The sequence below is a fragment of the Nitrospirillum amazonense genome (genome assembly GCF_007828035.1).
Classification (GTDB): Bacteria; Pseudomonadota; Alphaproteobacteria; order Azospirillales; family Azospirillaceae; genus Nitrospirillum; species Nitrospirillum amazonense.
Genome location: NZ_VITV01000004.1, coordinates 245,920 through 264,718, shown reverse-complemented (window position 1 = coordinate 264,718; position 18,799 = coordinate 245,920). Strand labels below are relative to the sequence as shown.

Here is an 18,799-nt window from a genome sequence, read left to right as displayed (position 1 = left end):
CCGCGCTTGCGGGCCTGGCAGTTGCTGGAACCTTGTACGTTACTTGTGACCCGCCCCTACCGCCTGGGCCACGTTGGTGAAACCGTCGCGGCGCAGCAGGTCGGCCAGGTCGCGCTTGATGACGGCGACCAGGCCGGGGCCTTGGTAGACCAAGGCGGAATAGACCTGCACCAGGCTGGCCCCGGCGCGAATCTTGGCGTAGGCCTGCGCACCGGACCCGATACCACCCACGCCCACCAGGGGAATCTTGCCGCCCGTCAGGCGGTAGAAATCGCGCAACACGGAGGTCGACTTGTCGAACAGCGGCTGTCCGCTGAGGCCGCCGGCCTCTGCGCGGTGGGCGGGGGTCAGGCCGTCCGGCCGATCCAGCGTGGTGTTGGACACGATCAGGCCGTCGATGCCGCTGGCCAGCGCCACCTCCGCCACGTCTACCTTGTCATCCTCGGTCAGGTCCGGCGCCACCTTCAGCAACAGGGGCGTGCGATGGCTTCCCCGCGCCGCCAGGCAGGCGGCCAGCAGGTCGGTCAGCGCCTGGCGCCCCTGCAGCGAGCGCAGGCCCGGCGTGTTGGGGGAGGAGACGTTGACCACCAGGTAATCCGCCAGGGGCGCCAGGCGGCGGATGCCGATGATGTAGTCGGACGCCGCGTCCGCCGTGTCCTTGTTCTTGCCGACGTTGGCGCCGACGATCCCGGTGCGGCCCAGGCCGCGCCGGTCCTCCAGCCGCCGGGCGAAGGTTTCCAGCCCCTCGTTGTTGAAGCCGAAGCGGTTGATGACGCCCTCGACCTCCACGGCGCGGAACAGCCGGGGCTTGGGGTTGCCGGGCTGCGGCCGGGGGGTGACGGTGCCGGCTTCCACCAAGCCGAAGCCCAGGGCCAGCATGGCGTCCGGCACCCGGGCGTTCTTGTCGAAGCCGGCGCCCAGGCCCACCGGGTTGGGGAAGGTCAGGCCGAACACGGTCTGGCTCAGCGCCGGGTCATCCGGGCCGCCGGCACCGAACAGGGCGGGGGGCAGGGCGCCGACCTTCAGCAGGTTGATGGTCAGGTCGTGCGCCCGCTCCGCATCCATGGCGAACAGGATGGGACGGGCGAGGCGATAGGCCAGGCTCATCAGACCGTTCCCTCAAGGACATGCGGCGGGAACTCATGGCGGCCATCATCGCCCAGCGGCAGCGGGTCGGCGCGCAGGACGGCGCTCACCGGAAGGCCGCCATACAGGTGGGGAAACAGCTGTCCGCCGCGTGACGGCTCATACTTCAGGGCCTCGCCCAAGGGGGCCGTGTCCACCGTCAGGATCAGCAGGCCGGTTTGGCCGGCGCGGTGCTTGGCGGCACTTTCCACCACCTGGCTGGCGGTGGAGAAATGGATGAAGCCATCCGCCTGGTCCTGCGAGGATCCCGGATAGACGCCGGCCGCCAGGGCCGCCAGCCATTCGTCCGCGCGGCACATATGGAAAATCACATCGCTCATGCTGTCGCCCCCATCTTGGCGCCGACCCTAGTGCATTTCGCTGTGCAGCAGGATGGGAAAATGTGGGAGTCGCAAATTGAGACGAATGCCGCAGGTCTCGTCGCAAAATGACAACGCGCCGACGTTGAAATTTTGTGACCGGTACCCGGACGCAAACGGAAAGCGGCCTGTTCCTTAGGGCAGCGCCGGATCTACCCGTCGGAAATAGGCGACGGCTGCGATGGCATCAGTCTTGCGTCGAACCGCCTCCACACCTGCAATCGAGGGGAATGGAACGATGAGCCTGCTGGACGCGCCGCACCGTGATGACCAAACCCTGAGCGCCGGTTTCCTGACGGTGGGCGGCGGCCGCACCGCGCTGGCGGATCCGGTGATGACTCACACCCCCGTGCCGCTGAAGCCCACGACCGAGATGCTGGCTGCCGGTGCCCGCGCCGGCGGCGTCAGCGTCGCCACCGCCTGGGCCATCTACACGTCTATGCTGAAGTCGGCTTAACGCCGACAGGGATGCTCAAGCCAGCCTGAGGCTGGTGGAGGTCATTCCAGGTCGAAGCCCTGCAGATGAAAGGGCTCGTCCCCCCACGGATCCTCGTGCGGTGATGACAGCCTTGACGGCGCGGGTCTCGTCAGGGGCGGCAGGGTGAGATCCGGCCCCTGGCCCGGCGCATGCAGGAAGTCGCGCGTGATGCGCACCGCCTCGGCCAGGCCCACGCGCTGCGGCTCCACCCCGCCCGGGAAGGCGCCCTTCAGCCGGCTGGGCATCATGGGGTCCAGTAACACGAACACGCCGGTGTCGTCGGCCCGTCGCACCAGCCGGCCGAAGGCCTGGCGCAGCCGCAGCCGGGTGATCATGTCGTCGTAATGCCGCCGCCGGGCGGTGCGGTCGAAATAATCGCGCCGCGCCTTGTGCAGGATGTCCGGCCGCGGCCAGGGCACGCGGTCGAAGACGATCAGGCGCAGGGACCGGCCGGGCACGTCCACGCCGTCGCGCACCGCGTCGGTGCCCAGCAGGCAGGCGTTGTCCTCCCCCCGGAAGATGTCGACCAGCGTCGCCACGTCCAGCCCGTCCAGGTGCTGAGACAGCAGCGGCAGGCCGGCGGCCTCCAGCGGCGCGCCGATGCGCTCATGCACGGCGCGCAGGCGCTGCACCGCCGTGAACAGGCCGATGGCGCCGCCGCCTGAGGCCAGGAACAGCTCGCGATAGGCGGCGGCCACCTGGGCCAAATCGTCCTTGCGCACGTCGTTGACGATCAGCACCCGCGTCTGGCTGGCGTAGTCGAAGGGGGACGGCACCTGGGCGCGCAGGGCGGGGCGGGGCAGGTGGATGGCGCCGGTGCGGGCGTGGGCCGCCTGCCAGTCCGCCTCCACATCGCCGGTGCCGTCCGTCAGGGTGGCGGAGGTCATGACCAGGCCATGGGCCTGCGCGCCCAGGATCTGGGCCAGCGGCCAGGTAGGGTCCACCCAGTGGCGGTACATGCCCACGTCCAGGTCGCGGCCGTCCTGGCGCTCCACCCCGAACCAATCGACGTAGCGGCTGGGCGTCTCCTCGGCCAGGGCCGCCAGCATCTGGCGCCAGCCGCCGATCTCGTTGGCGGAGCGGCGCTTCAGGCTGCGGGCGATGGCGTCGATGCGCCGGCGGGTGTCGCTCTCCAGCTCATCCGACTCGTCGTCCAGCCGCTCACGCAGCCGGTCGGCCAGGGCTTCCAGCGGGGCGGACAGCTCTCCCAGGGCGGATGACAGTGCCTGCGCCGCCTCCAGCACCCCGTCCACCAGGGGCTGCACCTCCACCTCCAGGCTGTAGGGGTTGTCCGGTCCATGGGCGCGGGCATAGACCTGGGCGCGCACCCGGGCCAGGAAGGCCTCCGTCGGGCCCACCGGCTCGCCGCCGCCCACGCGCTGCGGCCAGGCCTCGCCCGGCAGGGTGCGGGCGGCGCGGGCGATCTCGTCCAGCAGGCGGCTGGCGTGGTCGTCGCCGCCGATCAGATCCTCCACCCGGCGGCGCAGGCCGCGCGCCCGGCTGCGCCCGCCGCTTTCGGCGCCCAGCAGCCAGCGGCGCAGCTCCGCCGTCTCGAACCCCGTCAGGTGGCCGGCGAAGGCGTTGTCGGCGGCGTCGAAGACGTGGTGGCCCTCATCGAAGACATAGCGGGTGGGGATGTAGGCATCGTCCCCGCCGCCCAGGGCCGCCTGGATCATGACCAGGGCATGGTTGGCGATGACGATGTCGGCCCGCCGCGCCCGGCGCACGCTCTTCTCGATGAAGCATTTGGTGTAGTGGCTGCAGGCGCTGTAGACGCATTCGCCCCGCCGGTCGGCCAGCGCCAAGGTGCGGCCCTTGCCCAGCAGGTCGACCAGCCATCCGGGGAAGTCGCCGCCCTGCATGTCGCCGTCGCGGGTGGCGGCGGCCCAGCGCGCCATCAGGCCGATGGCCACGGCGTACTGAGGGTTGGCGGTGGCCACACCGGCCGCCTCCTCCAGGTTCAGCAGGCACAGGTAATTCTCCCGCCCCTTGCGGATCACCACCTTGCGCGCCTTGGTGGCGGGGTCGCGGTGCAGGCGGTCCATCTCCTTGTCGATCTGGTGCTGCAGCTGGCGGGTGTAGGTGGAAATCCAGACGGGGCCCTTGTTCTTCTCCGCCCACACGGTGGCCGGCGCCAGGTAGCCCAGGGTCTTGCCCACGCCCGTGCCGGCCTCCGCCAGCACCAGGTTGGGTTCGCCCTCCACGTCGCGGGGGGTGAAGGCGGTGGAGACGGCGCTGGCGTAGTCCGACTGCTGCGGCCGGGGTTCGGCCTGGCTGCCGTTCATCACCAGGTCGGCCAGGCGGCGGCGGGCCTCGGCCGGCTCCACCGGCAAATGGCCGGGCGGCGGCTCCGGCGCGTCCGCCTGCCATTCCTTCATGCCGGCCCACACCTGGTAGGCGCGGATGGCGCCGCCGCGCCAACGCGACTTCTCCGGCCCCGCGGGCGCGCCCAAGGCGGCCAGCACCAGGGGCGACCACAGCCAGCCGCCACCCCCTTGGACGCCCCCATGGCCGTCCCCTTGGCCCTCGGCGCCCATGGCCCAGGCCAGGCCGACGGGATCGGAGCGCTGGTCGTCGACCGGGCCCATCAGTTCGCGCAGCAGGGCCTCGGCCGCGCGCACCAGGGTCAGGGCCTCGGCCTCCGCATCCGCCGGTCGGGGCAGGTCCAGCGCCTGCGCCAGGCCCCGCGGCGTGGGCAGGCAGAAGGTGGCGGGCCGCACGAAGGCGTACAGCTCCAGCAGGTCATATCCCTGGATCAGCTTGTCGGTGCCCAGGCGCCGCGCGGTGGCGCGGGCATGGCACAGCAGGTGCGGCTGACGGGTGGCGCGGCGCACCGCCTCCGCCTTGTCGATGATCTCCACCTCGCCATCGGGGCTCAGCCACACCGCCTGGCGGGCACCCGGCACCAGGGCTGGCGCGTCCGGCACCAGCAGGCGCCGCGGCCCGGTGGGGGCGGACACCAGGCTGGGCGGCGGCTTCGGGGCGGCGGGTGGTTGAAACGGATCGGTCATCGGGGCTTCAGCGTTGGACGGGCCGGAGTATAGACGGCGACTCGCGGCATTTCATGAACAAAAGCGGTACGGCTGCGTCGGTCCTTTTCGGGGACAGCGGCCGAGGCCTGGCCTGTCTGGATATGCCCCTTTCCCGTGCAAGGGATCGTCTTACTTCACCCCCTGGGCCGCGCGGCGGCCTGGATTGAACGCAGGGGAAGGGACGGTGCCTGACAGTTTCATCAGCGGCGGCGGCGCGGCCGGCCTGTCCATGGCCGACTGGATGGACGCCGAGATTCCCGAGGGCCGCCTGCTGATCGGCCCCACGCGCGCCATTCCCGCCGGCATGCGGCGCTATGCCCTGGGCGGGCCGACCTGCAGCCCCATTTGGCGGGACGCCCGCGTCATCAAATACCTGCATGGCCTGGACACCATCGGCCGCCTGCGCCTGCGCCGGGTGGTGCAGGGGGTGGACTTCCGCGTCAGCGACACGCAACTCATCGACCAGGCGATGCGCGACCTGGCCATGGGCAGCCTCAGCGCCTTCCTCATCCCCCGCGCCGTCGCCCCGCTCTCGCCCCCACCCGTGGACCCGCCCCGGCCCGACCAGGGGGATGAGGACCCGCCCGGCCAGCCCGCGCAATGGTCGGTGACCGACCGTGTCGTCGCCACCCTGCGCCGCTGCGTGCCCCTGCTGCCGCGCGAGATGCAGCAGGCGGCCAAAAGCCTGTTCACCCGCGAGACGCTGTACTGGCTGGCCGGCTTCCTGGTGGTATGGGCCGGCGGCCACCTGGCGGGCTATGGCGAGGCCATCGACGTCATCCTGCTGGGCGTGGGCTACGCCATGGTGGGCTGGTCGGTGTTCCAGGGCCTGAACGACCTGGGCCACGGCATCGCCCTGGCCACCACCGCCAAGACCCAGCACGATTTGGACGAAGCTGCCAAACGCACCGCCGCCGGCCTCACCATCCTGACCATCAACGCAATCATCGCCTTGATCGCCAAGGTGAAGCCGGTGTCGGGCGGCAAGCGCCCGGTGGTCGAGGAACCGCCCCCGCCGCCGGCCGACCCGCCGTTACCGCCGAAGGAACTATCGCCTCCGCTTAAGGAAGTGCCTAAACCACCAAAATTATCGGCCCAAGATCGACTGGCGATTGATGAAGCCAAAGCTGACCAGGTTAAATGGGGATACGCAGCCGACGAGTGGGAGATGAAGGATCTTAAGGCAGGTGACAAGGTATATGGTGGTCTGCCAGGCCAGTCTGCTTATTACACAGATATACAGACTTTGGAAAATGCCGGAGGAAGTAGAACAGATCTATTCCAGAGTCTGCAAGTCAAAGAGCACCCAGAATTTGGATACCGGCCTAAGGTTGGCGAATACGAGGTAATTAACGATGCGCGAGTGCCGTTCGGTACAGTGAAGGCAAATCCTGGTCTAGGTGACGGTGGTGGAAGCCAATATTTTATCAGCGACTACGCCGACAATCTACGCTTGGTGCGTGAAATACAGTTGGGAGAATAAAATGACCTACTCAACCATAATCGATGATGTGATTGAATTGGCCAAAAATGATGGAAATGCGGTAGCTGACATTACCACGGGATGGAGTAAGGTAAGGGAGGTTGTTTACATGCGTGGCCCGATAACGGCAGGACTGTATGCAAAACTTACTCAAGATAGTCGACTTCGTGTTTGGAAGACGGAAGCAACACCTCATAATAATGCGGAAATAGGATTCACTGATGATGATAAAAAGGTCGCAATTTCTTTTCCTGTCCCCAAGCTGGAATAACTCATAGCGCAAATAATTGAATTGCGTGAGGGCTGTTGTCCAATCCCGTAGAAATGGCTCGATGGAAAATTGGAGGCATGATGGGGCATTACGCCGTCCGTGAGTTCGCTGAGAGCGATCCGGAATTGGCGGCGGCGCTGATGGCCGCGCAGGCCATTGCCACGCGGATGGGCAAGGGGCTTAAGCCATGACGCGGATGGGATGCCGGTGCGCTTGAGTGACGATAATGACGTTTCGTGAAGGGGCGATCATCCCGGACCTGATACGGGACGCCCTTGCCCGCTGCCGGCGGCTGCGGGGGCAGTGGCCGGACATCGCCACCTTCGCCTCGGTCCACCGCCAGCTCGACTATCTTCTGGAGGTCGCGACCGATCCGGCGGCCGACCGGTCGCGGCTCACCGACATCGTCATTGGCGTCCAAGCGGCCCGCGAGGTCGAGACCATCGACCCCGATCTGGCGGACCTGCTGCACACCATCAATGCCTGGGCCAATGCTTGGGCCAATGCTTGGGCGGAACGGCTGCCCCCGCCTAAATGAACGGCGCCGCCAGCCCCTCCTGCGCGAAGGCGCGTTGCACCGACGGGCGGGCCAGAAGCTCGGCGCACAGGCGGCCCACCTGGGGCAGGTCGCGGGGCGGATGGGTGAAATTACGACCCCAGCGCACCAGCATGAGCAGCAGGAAGTCGGCCACGGTGATGTGATCGGCGGCGATGTAGGGGCGGGCGGCCAGTTCGCGGTCGACCAGGGCGAACATTTGGCACAGGCGCCGCTCCGCCGTAGCCTTGGCGTCGGCGATGTGGGCGGGGTCGGTCACATGCTGCTCGGGATAATAGAAGACGCGGTATTCCGGCTGAATGGTGTTGGTCAGGTGGAACAGCCAGGTGAGGAAGCGGCCCCGGCCGGCCGCGCCGGGGGCGGGCGCCAGCTTGGCCTCGGGGTGCCTGTCCGCCAGGTGCAGCAGGATGGCGGCCGTCTCGAACACTGTCTCCTCGGTGCCGTCCGGCTGCTGGGCCAGCAGGGTGGGGATGCGGCCGGTGGGGTTGCGGGCCAGGTAGGGGGCCGCCTTATGCTCGGCATTGGCGCGGTCCAGCAGCGCCAGCTCGTAGGGGACGCCGATTTCCTCCAGCGCCATGTGCGGCGCCAGGTTGGCATTTCCCGGGAAATAGAACAGCGTGTAGGCCATGGACGGATCCCCCCAAGAGAAAGCCAACTCGATAAAGGCCGGCGCGGGCCGGCGGCCTGAACGGCGCGCGATGCTACGGCGGGCCTTCCGCTGGGCGCAAGTCGTGCTGCTGGCGGGGGTGGTGCTCACCCTGGGCTGGGTCTGCCTCTATGCTGTGATGGACCCGCCGGGCACGCCCCTGATGCTCATCCGCCGGATGCAGGGCGTGCCCACCCAGGGCTGGACGCCCGTGCCGCTGGACCGCATTGCGCCTGCCCTTCAGCGCGCCGTCATCGGGGCGGAGGACAGCCGCTTCTGCAGCCATCACGGCGTGGACTGGCAGGCGGTGGACGCCGCCATGGACGAGGATGAGGAAGGCCACAAGCTGCGCGGCGCCAGCACCATCAGCCAGCAGACGGCCAAGAACGCCTTCCTGTGGCCCGGCCGCACCTGGCTGCGCAAGGGTGTGGAGTTCGGCTTCACCGAGCTGATCGAGCTGATCTGGGGCAAGCGCCGTATCATGGAGATGTATCTGAACATCGTGGAATGGGGCGACGGCCTTTATGGAGCGGAGGCGGCGGCGCGCTCCTACTTCGGTGTGACGGCGTCGGCCCTGTCGCCTGCGCAGGCGGCGGCGCTGGCCGCCGTGCTGCCCAGCCCGCGCAAGTGGAACGCGCGGCATCCCGGCCCTTACGTCGCCCGGCGCATCGGCGTGCTGGAACAGCGCGCCGCCATCGTCGGCCGCGATGGGCTGGACGGGTGCCTGAGGCGCTAGCCCCCGCCGCATGCGGCGGCTTGGCGCGCGTCCCTTGTACAGAGGCGTGAGAATAACTATTAATTTCCGGGACGCCCCGGGCCGGTTCCCGGGACAGCCCTCTTTCGACGGGCTCCGGCGACGGGGCCTGAGGCGTATTCGGATGCATCTCTCCTCCCGCCCCGCCGTTTCGGACGCGCCCGCCCCCGGTCCGGACGCCCTTCCCGCCGACGCCCGCCCCCTGAGCCGGGCCGCGAAGGGGGAGGTGGGCCGGGTGATCCGCGTGGGCCTGGACGGTGCCCTGCACGACAGCCTGGACCCGGATGAGCTGGAGCGCCGGCTGCTGGAGATCGGCTTCGTCGAGGGGGCCAGGGTGGAAATCCTGCATGAGGGCCTGTTCGGCCGCGATCCCATCGCTGTGAAGGTGGACGACATGCGCGTGGCCCTGCGCCGCCGCGAGGCCGAGGCCATCCTGATTACCGCCTGGCAACAGCCGGCCGCGTCGGGCGCCGCCCCACGCGCCATCGCCGCAGATGCCCTCGCCGCAGATGCCATCGCCAAAGACCGCCGGTCATGAACGCCATCGCCCCCGTCCTGCAGACGGCCCCCCGCATCGCCCTGGTGGGCAACCCCAATTGCGGCAAGACCGCGCTGTTCAACGCCCTGACCGGCAGCCGGCAGAAGGTGGCGAACTACGCCGGCGTGACGGTGGAGCGCAAGGAAGGCAGCTTCACCACGCCCGAGGGCCGGCGCATCCAGGTCCTGGACCTGCCCGGCACCTATTCCTTGCGCGCCCGCAGCCCGGATGAGGAGGTGACGCGCGACGTTGTGCTGGGCCGCTTCAAGGGCGAGGCGGAGCCCGACCTGCTGGTCTGCGTGGCCGACGCCACCAACCTGCGTCTGGTGCTGCGCCTGGTGCTGGAGCTGAAGCAGGTGGGGCGGCCGCTGCTGCTGGCCCTCAACATGTTCGACATCGCCCGGCATCGCGGCATCGAGATCGACATCGCCCGCCTGTCGGCCGAACTGGGGGTGCCGGTGGTGCCCACCGTCGCGGTACGCAAGGCCGGCACGGTCGACCTGCTGAAGCACATCGACACCGCGGCGGTGGAGCTGGCGGATGCCGCCACCGCCGGCGCCAACACCTGGCACGAGCCTTCGGCGGAAGAGGTGCGCGCCACCCACCGCGAGGCCGACCGCATCATCAAGCTGGCGGTGCGTCCGCCCACGAAGCCCGACACCTGGACCACCCGGCTGGACACCGTGCTGCTGAACCCGGTGGCGGGGCTGCTGATCCTGCTGACCGTGCTGTTCTTCATGTTCCAGGCGGTATTCACCTGGGCGCAGCCGGCGATGGACGGCATCAAGGCCGGGTTCGACGCCCTGGCCGCCTGGATCAACGGCGCCATGCCCGATGGCATCCTGCGCAGCCTGATCACCGACGGCGTCATCGCCGGCGTGGGCAGCATCGTCGTCTTCCTGCCGCAGATCGTCATCCTGTTCACCTTCATCATCCTGCTGGAAGATTTCGGCTACATGCCGCGGGCGGCCTTCCTGATGGACAAGATCATGGGCGGGGCGGGCCTGCACGGCCGCGCCTTCATCCCACTGCTGTCCAGCTTCGCCTGCGCCATTCCCGGCATCATGGCAACCCGCGTCATCGACAACCGGCGCGACCGGCTGGCGACCATCATGGTGGCGCCACTGATGACCTGTTCCGCCCGCATCCCGGTCTACACCCTGATCATCTCCGCCTTTGTGCCGGACCGCACGGTGGGCGGTGTGTTTGCCCTGCAGGGGCTGGTGATGTTCGGGCTTTATGCTGCCGGCATCCTGAGTGCCTTGCTGGTCGCCTTCGTCATGCGGCGCCTGGTGTGGCGCGGCACGGTGGAACCCTTCCTGATGGAACTGCCGGCCTACAAGGTGCCGGACGCGAAGAACCTGGTGATGGGCGTCTGGACGCGGGCCAAGGCCTTCCTGCAGCGGGCCGGCACCACCATCCTCAGCATCATGATCCTGATCTGGTTCCTCAGCTCCTTCCCTGGTGCGCCGGCGGGGGCGACCGATCCCGCCATCGACTATTCCATCGCCGGCATGGTCGGGCATTGGCTGCAGCCGCTGGTGGCCCCCATCGGCTTCAACTGGCAGATCACCGTGGCGCTCATTCCCGGCATGGCCGCGCGCGAGGTGGCGGTGGCGGCCCTGGGTACCGTCTACGCCGTGGGTGGGGGCGAGGAGAACGTGACGGCGCTGATGGATACGCTGGGCCATAGCTGGTCGCTGGCCACGGCCTTGTCGCTGCTGGCCTGGTATGTCTTCGCGCCCCAGTGCGCCTCCACCCTAGGCGTGGTACGGCGCGAGACCAACTCCCTGAAATGGCCGCTCATCATGTTCGGCTACATGCTGACCCTGGCCTACCTGGCCTCGTTCGCGACCTACCACATCGCCGCCAGCCTGGGGTGGGCGTAAGGAGGACACCATGATTCAGCAAGCGATCGTGGGGGTAATCGTGGTGGCCGCGCTGGCCTGGGTCCTGCGACCCACCATCCGCCGCGTCCTCCGCCGCCGCCAGCTGGCGGCCGGCAAGGCGCCGGGCCCCTGCGGCTCCGACAGCTGCAACTGCGGCGGCTGACCCCTTACAAACCGGGAAGACAGGGGCTGGCAACGCCAGCCTAGAGCAAGATGCGATCAGTCATGATCGCATCTTGCTCTTAACCTGTTCCGCTCTAGGCCCCGACCGGGGCCGCCGGAGCGTTTTGGGGAGCGCAGCGGACTGAAACGCGAGGACAAGCCAAGCCGGCGGATGCCGGCGGCCGGCGTCTGAGGGGGCCTTACTTAGGCGCGGGCCGCGTCGCCAAGCGCCACTGGGTGGCCTGGCTGTAACGCTTGGCCAGGAAGTGGTAGGTCCGCTTCATGAGGGCCTCCAGTTCCGGGCTTTTCTCCACCGTCACGGTCAGCCAGCCATCCAGCACCTCGTCCCAGGGCAGCAGCGACTGGTGCAAATCGTCGCGCATCTCCCGGATGTAACTGATGTTCTGGTCGAACTTGCGCAGCATGGCCAGGATCTCACCCGTCTGGGCGTCCACCTGGGCGAATCGGGATTCCAGGTCGGCGATAGGCGGCAGCGACAAGGTCTGCATGCGCACGATCTCTTCCTTGACCATGCGCTCGGCCTTGTAGATGCGGTGGGCCGTCTCCAGCCCCTGGCGGACCTTGTGCAGGGCCAGGGACCGCTCGCGCAGTGCCTCGATATAGGACAGCTCCTTGGCCAGCATGTCGATGTGCAGGCCGATCTCCTCCTCCGGATCGCCGGCCAGCGACAGCCGGTTGGCGATCATGCGGAAGGCCTCGTGGACGCGGGCCTTGGTCCCGGGGTCTTCCACCACTTGTTCCAGCTGCTCGGGACTGGACACCACGGTCTCGCCGCCCGTCAGCCAGGTGACCAGCTGCACCGTCAGGCGGCCCTTGGCCACATTGTAATGCCGCTCGTCCACCCGCCAGCTGGCGGTGCCGTCGATCAGCTCGTTGGGAATGGTGTCACCGGGGCGGATTTCGCGCACATAGCGCAGGCCCTTGGCCGCCATGGTCAGCAGCTGGCCGTCGAAGGATTTGGGCTGGATGCCGAACTCGGTGCAGATCTTCTCGATGGGCACCTCGACGTCCAGCTTGCCCAGCTTCATGCACATCACCGGCTCATCGTTCGTCTTGGACAGGATGAAGCGGCAACCGTCGACCGTGAAGACCTTGTGGTCGAACAGGAAGTGCGTGCTGCGGTTGGCCGCGGGCTGGATGCCTGTGCTCATGGGCGCTGGACGGTTCCGGATGATGAACGACGGCGCCCCATCGCCGCCGGGCGTCGGGGTGCCAGGCCACACTACCACGTTTGGCGGGGGCTGCATCGGCCCTGGGTGCCGTCAAGGCCTGCAGTCCCCGCTTTGGGCCGTGACAGGAAACCTCTTTCCGTCCCGGGCGGCGCACGGTAGTTTTGCCGGCTTCGGGGTTTTCTTCCAAGGAAACGTCCCACGGTCATTCACGGTCACCGGCTGGCGCGCGGCCCCCATCGCCGCGCCGGCCGGGTGCGCTTTCTGGTCCGGATGGGTCCGGACGAATTTCGGGGTCCTATGACGCAATCGCCGGCTGTCGCCGTGGCCGACCAAGCCAACACCGCCATTCTTGTGCGGGACTTGCACAAGCGCTTCGGCGAGACGGAGGTGCTGAAGGGCGTCTCCCTGACGGCGCGGGACGGCGACGTCATCTCCCTCATCGGGTCCTCCGGCTCGGGCAAGAGCACGCTGCTGCGCTGCATCAACCTGCTGGAGACCCCGGATGAGGGCCAGGTCTGGGTGAATGGCGAGCTGATCCGCATGGGGCGCGACCGCCGCGGCGCGGCGGTGCCGGCTGACCGCAAACAGGTGGACCGCATCCGCCAGCGCCTCGGCATGGTGTTCCAGGGCTTTAACCTGTGGACCCACATGACGGTGCTGGAGAACGTGATCGAGGCGCCGGTGCATGTCCTGGGCGTGCCCCGGGCCGAGGCGATGGACCGGGCCAAGGCCCTGCTGGACAAGGTGGGCCTGGGCCAGCGGCAGGATTATTATCCCAGCCAGTTGTCAGGCGGGCAGCAGCAGCGCGCCGCCATCGCCCGCATGCTGGCGATGCAGCCCCGCGTCATGCTGTTCGATGAGCCGACCTCGGCGCTGGATCCGGAGCTGGTGGGCGAGGTGCTGCGCGTCATCCGCCAATTGGCGGACGAGGGCGCCACCATGCTGATCGTGACGCATGAGATGGCCTTCGCCCGCGACGTCTCCTCCCACGTGCTGTTTCTGCACCAGGGCCGGGTGGAGGAAGAGGGGACGCCCGACGAGGTGTTCGGCAACCCCCGCAGCGACCGCTGCCGGCAATTCCTGGCCCGGCCCGCTTAAGGCATACTGGACAACAAAGAGCGGCGGCCGATCGGACACCGGGTGTTGATGCGGACCGTCCCGTCATTGGTTTCGTAGGGGGTTTCATGAAGAAGCTGGTCTTGGGCCTGATCGCGGTGGCGGTGGTCGCCGGGGCTGCGTACCTGGCGACGCACCGCACGCCGTCCGGCACCGGCGCGCCCACCGTGACCGACCAGGGGGTGCCCAATCCCCTGCGCGTGGCGACGGAGGGGGCCTACCCGCCCTTCAACGTGGCGGAGCCCGACGGCACGCTGAAGGGGTTCGAGATCGACCTGGCCAAGGATTTGTGCCGGCGCCTGGGCGTGAAGTGCGAGATCGCCGCCCAGGCGTGGGACGGCATCATCCCCGGCCTGCAGGCTGGCAAGTATGACGTCATCCTGGCCGGCATGTCCGTGACGGAAGACCGCCGGCAGGCCGTGGACTTCACCGTTCCCTACGTGGTGACCCCGGCCTATTTCGTGGCCCCCAAGGACAGCCCCCTGACCAAGATCGACTTCGGCCTGCAGCGGCTGGACATCTCCAACATGGACGAGGCCTCCACCCAGGCCATGGACAAGTTGAAGGCGGCGCTGAAGGGCAAGACCGTGGGCGTGCAGGTGGCCACCATCCATGCCAACTTCCTGGACACCTACCTGGGCGACACCGTCACCGTCCGCCGCTACGACACGCTGCAGAACCTGTCGCTGGACCTGGCGACCGGCCGTGTCGACGCCGGCCTGGCCGACATGACCGGCTGGCAGCCTTTCCTCGAGGGCACCGACGGCCAGAACGCCGCCACCTTCGGCCCCGGCATCACCGGCGGCCTGCTCGGCCCCGGCATCGCCGCCGCCCTGCGCAAGGGCGACGGCCGCCTGCTGGACGCCCTGAACAACGCCATCACCGCCGCCAAGGAAGACGGCACCATGAAGAAGCTGGCAGAACAGTGGTTCCACTTCGACGCATCGGCGAAGTGATTTTTCCCTCAAGCGCCGAGTCTTGGGTTGCCTCAGGCGCCGGCGGGGCATCCGCCCCTTGGCTATCCTCGCTGCGCCCTTCGGTACTCGCTCCGGCGGCCGCGGTCGCGGCCTAGGGCCTTAGCGGGCCGCTGGTAGCGACTAGGCCCCGACCGGGGCCGCCGGGATTTCCGGGGAACGCAGTGGACTGGAAATCGAGGACAAGCCAAGGGGCGGATGCCCCGCCGGCGTCTGAGGCATGAGAGGCAAGCGTAGCGACTAGGCCCCGACCGGGGCCGCCGGAGATTTCCGGGGAACGCAGTGGACTGGAAATCGAGGACAAGCCAAGGGGCGGATGCCCCCCGCCGGCGTCTGAGGCATGAGATACAAGCGTAGCGACTAGGCCCCGACCGGGGCCGCCGGAGATTTCCGGGGAACGCAGTGGACTGGAAATCGAGGACAAGCCAAGGGGCGGATGCCCCGCCGGCGTCTGAGGAATTGGCACGGTAATGATAGACCTATTGGGCTTTGGGGGCCGGGGCTGGGGCTTGCAGCTGCTGCAGGGCATGGGGATGACCCTGCTGGTGGCGGTGTCGGCCTATCTGTGGGGCCTGGCCCTGGGCGGCGCGGCGGCGGCCTTGAAGCTGTCCGGCCATCGGGGCGGCCGGGTCGCGGCGGATGTCTACACCACCATTGTGCGCGGTGTGCCCTCATTGCTGGTCATCTACCTGCTGTTCTTCGGCGGCAACAGCGCGGCCACTTGGGTCGTCAGCCTGCTGGGCTTCAACGGGCCGGTGGAACTGTCGGCCCTGCCCGTGGGCATCCTGGCGGTGGGGACGGTGTCCGGCGCCTATTCCGCCGAGGTGCTGCGCGGTGGCGCCCTGGCGGTGCCCCATGGCCAGGTCGAGGCCGCCAAGGCCTTGGGCATGAACCGCTGGCTCACCTTCCGCCACGTCATGCTGCCCCAGACCTTGCGCTATGCCTTGCCTGGCCTGGGCAACGTCTGGCAGCTGACCCTGAAGGACACCTCGCTGGTTTCCGTGGTGGCGCTGGTGGAGCTGATGCGCGTGGCCTATCTGGCCCAGGGCGCCACCCGCCAGCCCTTCCTGTTCTTCACCACCGCCGGCTTGCTGTATCTGGCCTTGGCCGGCTTGTCCGGCCGCCTGTTCGCCCGGGCGGAGGGCTGGGCCGGGCGTGGCGTGCGGAGGGCCGCCCGATGAACTCCCCCCTCGTCACCGCCCTGATGGCGGCCCTGCCTCAGTTCGTCACCGGCACCTGGCTGACGGTGCAGCTGGTGGCCCTGTCGCTGCTGGTGGGGCTAGTGCTGGCCACGCTGGTCGCCGTGATGCGGCTGTCGCACCTGGCGCCGCTGTCGTGGGTGGCGCGCGGCTACATCTACGTCTTCCGCTCCACGCCCCTGCTGGTGCAGATCTTCCTGATCTATTACGGCCTGGGCCAGTTCGACGCCGTGCGCCAGAGCGTGCTGTGGCCCCTGCTGCGGGAACCGTACTGGTGCGCCATCATCGCCTTCGTGCTGAACACCGGCGCCTACACGGCGGAGATCATGCGCGGCGGCATCGAGGCCGTGCCCCATGGCCAGGTGGAGGCGGCGCGCGCCTGCGGCATGGGCGGCGGCCTGCTGTTCCGCCGCATCATCCTGCCCCAGGCCTTCCGCCTGGCGCTGCCAGCCTATGGCAATGAGATCATCCTGATGCTGCAGGGCAGCGCGCTTGCCAGCACCATCACCCTGATGGAACTGACCGGCGTGGCCAAGGCTGTCGCGGCCCGCACCTTCCAGCCCATTGAGGTCTTCTGCCTGGCCGGCGCCGTATATCTGGGGATGAGCTTCCTCATCACCCGGGGCGTCCAGCTGGCGGAGCGGCGGCTGACCCCGGTAAAAAGGTAATAGGAACGCGGGGCGTCAGGTCTATGCCGTCGCACCTTGGACAATGTTGTCCATTTCCCCTTGAGTTGGCGCGGGATTGCTCTGCATAAAGGCGGAAACCCCTCCGCCTTTACTCTCCCAAGCAGGATCATGACGAAGACCCATCGCAAGGCCCTGCGCGGCCGTGGTTTGCGCGCCGCCACTTCCCTGTTGGCAACGTCCTTGTTGACCGGCGCCTTGGCGGGCATCGCCGCCCCGGCCCTGGCCGCCGACCGGGATCCCGACCTGCTGGCCCTGGGCGTCGGCATCTATGACCAGTCGTGGATCGATCCGCCCGCCTTTTTCCAGGTGGACGCGGATACCCCCCACGACCGCACCCAGTTCGTCACCGCCGAATACCGCTTCGGCTGGTCGCTGGTGAAGGTGGACGACTGGTTCGCCATCAAGCCTCTGGTGGGCGTGATTCAGACCTTCAAGGGCAGCTTCTACGGCTATGGCGGCCTGCAGGCCGACTTCACCTGGGGGCCCTTCTTCATCACGCCCAGCGCCGCCGCCGGCTATTACGCCCATGGCGATGGCAAGGACATGGGCTACCCCTTGGAATTCCGCACCCAGATCGAGACCGGCTACCGCTTCACCAACGGCGACCGCTTCTCCATCGCCCTCAGCCACATCTCCAACGCAGAGCTGGGCAAGACCGTCACCATCCCCGGCACCCCGCGCACCCGTACGGTCAACCCGGGCGCCAACAACCTGGTGGCCTACTACAGCTTCGCCCTCTGATCCTGATCAATGGGTGGTGAGGGGCGCGGCGCGGAAGGGGCACTTCCGCGCCGCTTCCCTTTGGGATGCTTCAAGGCGCGGCAAATGGCCGGTACCAACCGGTCCGTCCCATATCGCGTCATCATTGTCTTGGAAGGGAGGATTTGGTGGAGCCGAGGAGGATCGAACTCCCGACCTACGCATTGCGAACGCGTCGCTCTCCCAGCTGAGCTACGGCCCCACACTCAAATCCGGCGGCGGGCATAGTCCCGGGCGCCTGAAGTGGGCGGGATAATGCTCAGGGCGACCGGGCATGTCAAGCGGCCATTCCGCGAAAAGAACGGAATGCGGGGCATGCGGGGGCCGGGGTGCTTCCGGTGGTGGGGCCGCTTCGGCGTTGGCGCCCCTGTCCAGTGCGGGCCCGCGCTGGACAAGGGGGCGCCCCGCCCGTAGGGTGGCGCCCATGCCGTTGAAACCATTGGGGACGGACCTGCTATGGATCCTTTGATCCGCACCATCCTGGAACTGCTGCTCGTGGTTCTGAACCTGGCTTGGTGGGTGCTGATGATCAGCGCCATCCTGAGCTGGCTGGTGTTCTTCGGGGTGATCAACACCCGCAACCGCTTCGTCGCCACCCTGATGGACATCACCTACCGCCTGACGGAACCGCTGCTGCGTCCGATCCGCAACGTCGTGCCCAACCTGGGTGGCGTGGACATCTCCTTCATCGTGCTGATGCTGATCATCTGGGCGCTGGAACGGCTGATCCAGAACTACATGTTCAGTTCCCTGATGTTCCGCTGAAGCGGTGGCCGAGGGAAAACCGGCCGCCGAGGTGATCCCCGGCGGGGTGCGCGTGTACTTGCGCGTCACCCCCCGCGCCTCCCGCACCGCCATCCAGGGCCTCATGGAGGGGCCGGAGGGCCGCCAGCTGCTGAAGGTGGCCGTCACGACCGTGCCTGAGGACGGCAAGGCCAACGAGGCCGTGCTGAAGCTGCTGTCCAAGACCTGGCGCGTCCCCAAATCCAGCCTCACCATCGTCGCCGGCCTGACCGACCGCAACAAGGTGGTGGAGGTGGCGGGGGAGGCGGAGGCACTGCTGGCGGTGGTGCGCGCGTCGGCCAGGGATTAGAGGCCAATCGCGGCCCTTAGCTATTATTCAGCAGTGCGTCCAGTACCACGCTGATGCCGAAACCAAGCCACCAGATCCAGAATATCCGGCGCGACTGGTTCAGGCAGGTAGTTCGCTGCCACAGATAGGCGGGTATGAAAAGCACCCAGAAGAAAGAGAAGTCCCGGCCCAACCGGTTTAACGCTGGACGGATGGCTCCCCTGTCCAGTCCAGCCATTACCAAATACGCGATGCCCGCAATAACGCTGCCGACCATCTCGGCATCATGGCGCGGTGCGCTGTGAATCTGGAGAAGGGCGTACTCGATCAGTGCGGCAATCGGAGGAAGGGCCGCCATGGCATAAGCGTAGGCGTTTCGGACAGGGGCGTCCGTTGGCTGGTCATCCGCGCTGTGCGGCCCGGGTGGGGACACCGGGGTTATGTCCGATGGCGACAGGGTCCGATCCGTCATGACGGAAAGCC

Annotated in this window: 22 protein-coding genes and 1 tRNA gene; 16 read left to right on the top strand and 7 right to left on the bottom strand. The window is 67.9% G+C overall.

Annotated features, from left to right (window positions below):
- Positions 1-39: 39 nt before the first annotated feature.
- Together FBZ87_RS12670 and FBZ87_RS12665 are read right to left on the bottom strand one after the other, a co-directional pair.
- The gene (locus tag FBZ87_RS12670) at positions 40-1,107 is read right to left on the bottom strand and encodes a quinone-dependent dihydroorotate dehydrogenase (protein WP_145610684.1); all 1,068 of its coding nucleotides are present in this window, start codon (positions 1,105-1,107) and stop codon (positions 40-42) included.
- Entirely contained in the window at positions 1,107-1,466 is a 360-nt protein-coding gene (locus FBZ87_RS12665) for a DUF952 domain-containing protein (protein WP_145610683.1), read from the bottom strand. The genes FBZ87_RS12670 and FBZ87_RS12665 overlap by 1 nt, the downstream gene beginning before the upstream one ends.
- Positions 1,467-1,743: 277 nt before the next feature.
- Between FBZ87_RS12665 and FBZ87_RS12660 the strand changes: the two genes are divergently transcribed.
- Entirely contained in the window at positions 1,744-1,962 is a 219-nt protein-coding gene (locus FBZ87_RS12660; protein ID WP_145610682.1) for a hypothetical protein, read from the top strand.
- A 41-nt stretch (positions 1,963-2,003) separates the two neighbouring features.
- On the opposite strand, the gene FBZ87_RS12655 is transcribed toward FBZ87_RS12660, so the two are convergent.
- Entirely contained in the window at positions 2,004-4,994 is a 2,991-nt protein-coding gene (locus tag FBZ87_RS12655) for an ATP-dependent DNA helicase (RefSeq protein ID WP_145610681.1), read from the bottom strand.
- A gap of 250 nt (positions 4,995-5,244) precedes the next feature.
- Here FBZ87_RS12655 and FBZ87_RS12650 point away from each other — a divergent pair, with 250 nt between their 5' ends.
- The 4 genes from FBZ87_RS12650 (at position 5,245) to FBZ87_RS12640 (ending at position 7,307) form a co-directional block, all read left to right on the top strand.
- Positions 5,245-6,498, top strand: coding sequence for a hypothetical protein (locus FBZ87_RS12650; RefSeq protein ID WP_186454740.1), 1,254 nt, complete (start codon positions 5,245-5,247; stop codon positions 6,496-6,498).
- Position 6,499: 1 nt separating this feature from the next.
- Complete coding sequence (locus FBZ87_RS12645) at positions 6,500-6,769, top strand: hypothetical protein (RefSeq protein ID WP_145610679.1); 270 nt, start codon at positions 6,500-6,502, stop codon at positions 6,767-6,769.
- A gap of 77 nt (positions 6,770-6,846) precedes the next feature.
- Positions 6,847-6,960, top strand: a complete 114-nt coding sequence (locus FBZ87_RS29185; RefSeq protein WP_186454739.1) for an immunity protein Tsi6 family protein — start codon at positions 6,847-6,849, stop codon at positions 6,958-6,960.
- Between the two features lie 35 nt (positions 6,961-6,995).
- On the top strand, positions 6,996-7,307 hold the full coding sequence (locus FBZ87_RS12640; RefSeq protein WP_145610678.1) for an immunity protein Tsi6 family protein: 312 nt from the start codon (positions 6,996-6,998) through the stop codon (positions 7,305-7,307).
- Here FBZ87_RS12640 and FBZ87_RS12635 read toward each other — a convergent pair.
- Positions 7,300-7,953 (bottom strand): glutathione S-transferase family protein, encoded by a 654-nt coding sequence (locus FBZ87_RS12635; RefSeq protein WP_145610677.1) that lies wholly within the window; start codon positions 7,951-7,953, stop codon positions 7,300-7,302. The two genes, FBZ87_RS12640 and FBZ87_RS12635, sit on opposite strands and share 8 nt — an antisense overlap.
- Positions 7,954-8,023: 70 nt before the next feature.
- Here FBZ87_RS12635 and mtgA point away from each other — a divergent pair, with 70 nt between their 5' ends.
- The 4 genes from mtgA to FBZ87_RS29180 all read left to right on the top strand — a co-directional run bounded on the left by mtgA (position 8,024) and on the right by FBZ87_RS29180 (position 11,315).
- On the top strand, positions 8,024-8,707 hold the full coding sequence (mtgA, locus tag FBZ87_RS12630) for a monofunctional biosynthetic peptidoglycan transglycosylase (protein WP_145610676.1): 684 nt from the start codon (positions 8,024-8,026) through the stop codon (positions 8,705-8,707).
- A 142-nt stretch (positions 8,708-8,849) separates the two neighbouring features.
- Positions 8,850-9,263, top strand: coding sequence for a FeoA family protein (locus FBZ87_RS12625; protein WP_145610675.1), 414 nt, complete (start codon positions 8,850-8,852; stop codon positions 9,261-9,263).
- Positions 9,260-11,152, top strand: a complete 1,893-nt coding sequence (gene feoB, locus FBZ87_RS12620; protein ID WP_145610674.1) for a ferrous iron transport protein B — start codon at positions 9,260-9,262, stop codon at positions 11,150-11,152. The genes FBZ87_RS12625 and feoB overlap by 4 nt, the downstream gene beginning before the upstream one ends.
- A 10-nt stretch (positions 11,153-11,162) precedes the next feature.
- Positions 11,163-11,315: a hypothetical protein gene (locus tag FBZ87_RS29180; protein WP_186454738.1), complete on the top strand. Its 153-nt coding sequence runs from the start codon at positions 11,163-11,165 to the stop codon at positions 11,313-11,315.
- Between the two features lie 199 nt (positions 11,316-11,514).
- On the opposite strand, the gene FBZ87_RS12615 is transcribed toward FBZ87_RS29180, so the two are convergent.
- The gene (locus FBZ87_RS12615) at positions 11,515-12,486 is read right to left on the bottom strand and encodes a hypothetical protein (RefSeq protein ID WP_186454737.1); all 972 of its coding nucleotides are present in this window, start codon (positions 12,484-12,486) and stop codon (positions 11,515-11,517) included.
- Positions 12,487-12,804: 318 nt separating this feature from the next.
- Here FBZ87_RS12615 and FBZ87_RS12610 point away from each other — a divergent pair, with 318 nt between their 5' ends.
- From FBZ87_RS12610 to FBZ87_RS12590, 5 genes are all read left to right on the top strand, one after another.
- Positions 12,805-13,605 carry an ABC transporter ATP-binding protein gene (locus FBZ87_RS12610; RefSeq protein ID WP_145610672.1) on the top strand — a complete coding sequence of 267 codons (801 nt, stop codon included), beginning with the start codon at positions 12,805-12,807 and terminating at the stop codon, positions 13,603-13,605.
- An 86-nt stretch (positions 13,606-13,691) separates the two neighbouring features.
- Positions 13,692-14,579 (top strand): transporter substrate-binding domain-containing protein, encoded by an 888-nt coding sequence (locus FBZ87_RS12605; protein ID WP_145610671.1) that lies wholly within the window; start codon positions 13,692-13,694, stop codon positions 14,577-14,579.
- A gap of 488 nt (positions 14,580-15,067) precedes the next feature.
- Positions 15,068-15,778: an ABC transporter permease gene (locus FBZ87_RS12600; RefSeq protein ID WP_145610670.1), complete on the top strand. Its 711-nt coding sequence runs from the start codon at positions 15,068-15,070 to the stop codon at positions 15,776-15,778.
- A complete protein-coding gene (locus FBZ87_RS12595; RefSeq protein WP_145610669.1) occupies positions 15,775-16,464 on the top strand; it encodes an ABC transporter permease in 690 nt (229 codons plus the stop codon). Before FBZ87_RS12600 ends, FBZ87_RS12595 begins: the two co-directional genes overlap by 4 nt.
- A 129-nt stretch (positions 16,465-16,593) precedes the next feature.
- Positions 16,594-17,226, top strand: coding sequence for an acyloxyacyl hydrolase (locus FBZ87_RS12590; protein ID WP_145610668.1), 633 nt, complete (start codon positions 16,594-16,596; stop codon positions 17,224-17,226).
- A gap of 144 nt (positions 17,227-17,370) precedes the next feature.
- Here the strand turns inward: FBZ87_RS12590 and FBZ87_RS12585 are convergent.
- A tRNA-Ala gene (locus tag FBZ87_RS12585) sits at positions 17,371-17,446 on the bottom strand.
- Positions 17,447-17,700: 254 nt separating this feature from the next.
- On the opposite strand from FBZ87_RS12585, the gene FBZ87_RS12580 reads away from it, so the two are divergent.
- Together FBZ87_RS12580 and FBZ87_RS12575 are read left to right on the top strand one after the other, a co-directional pair.
- On the top strand, positions 17,701-18,009 hold the full coding sequence (locus FBZ87_RS12580; RefSeq protein WP_211098507.1) for a YggT family protein: 309 nt from the start codon (positions 17,701-17,703) through the stop codon (positions 18,007-18,009).
- A 4-nt stretch (positions 18,010-18,013) separates the two neighbouring features.
- Entirely contained in the window at positions 18,014-18,337 is a 324-nt protein-coding gene (locus tag FBZ87_RS12575; RefSeq protein ID WP_246134380.1) for a DUF167 domain-containing protein, read from the top strand.
- A gap of 16 nt (positions 18,338-18,353) precedes the next feature.
- On the opposite strand, the gene FBZ87_RS12570 is transcribed toward FBZ87_RS12575, so the two are convergent.
- Entirely contained in the window at positions 18,354-18,788 is a 435-nt protein-coding gene (locus tag FBZ87_RS12570) for a hypothetical protein (protein ID WP_145610667.1), read from the bottom strand.
- Between the last annotated feature and the right edge of the window lie 11 nt (positions 18,789-18,799).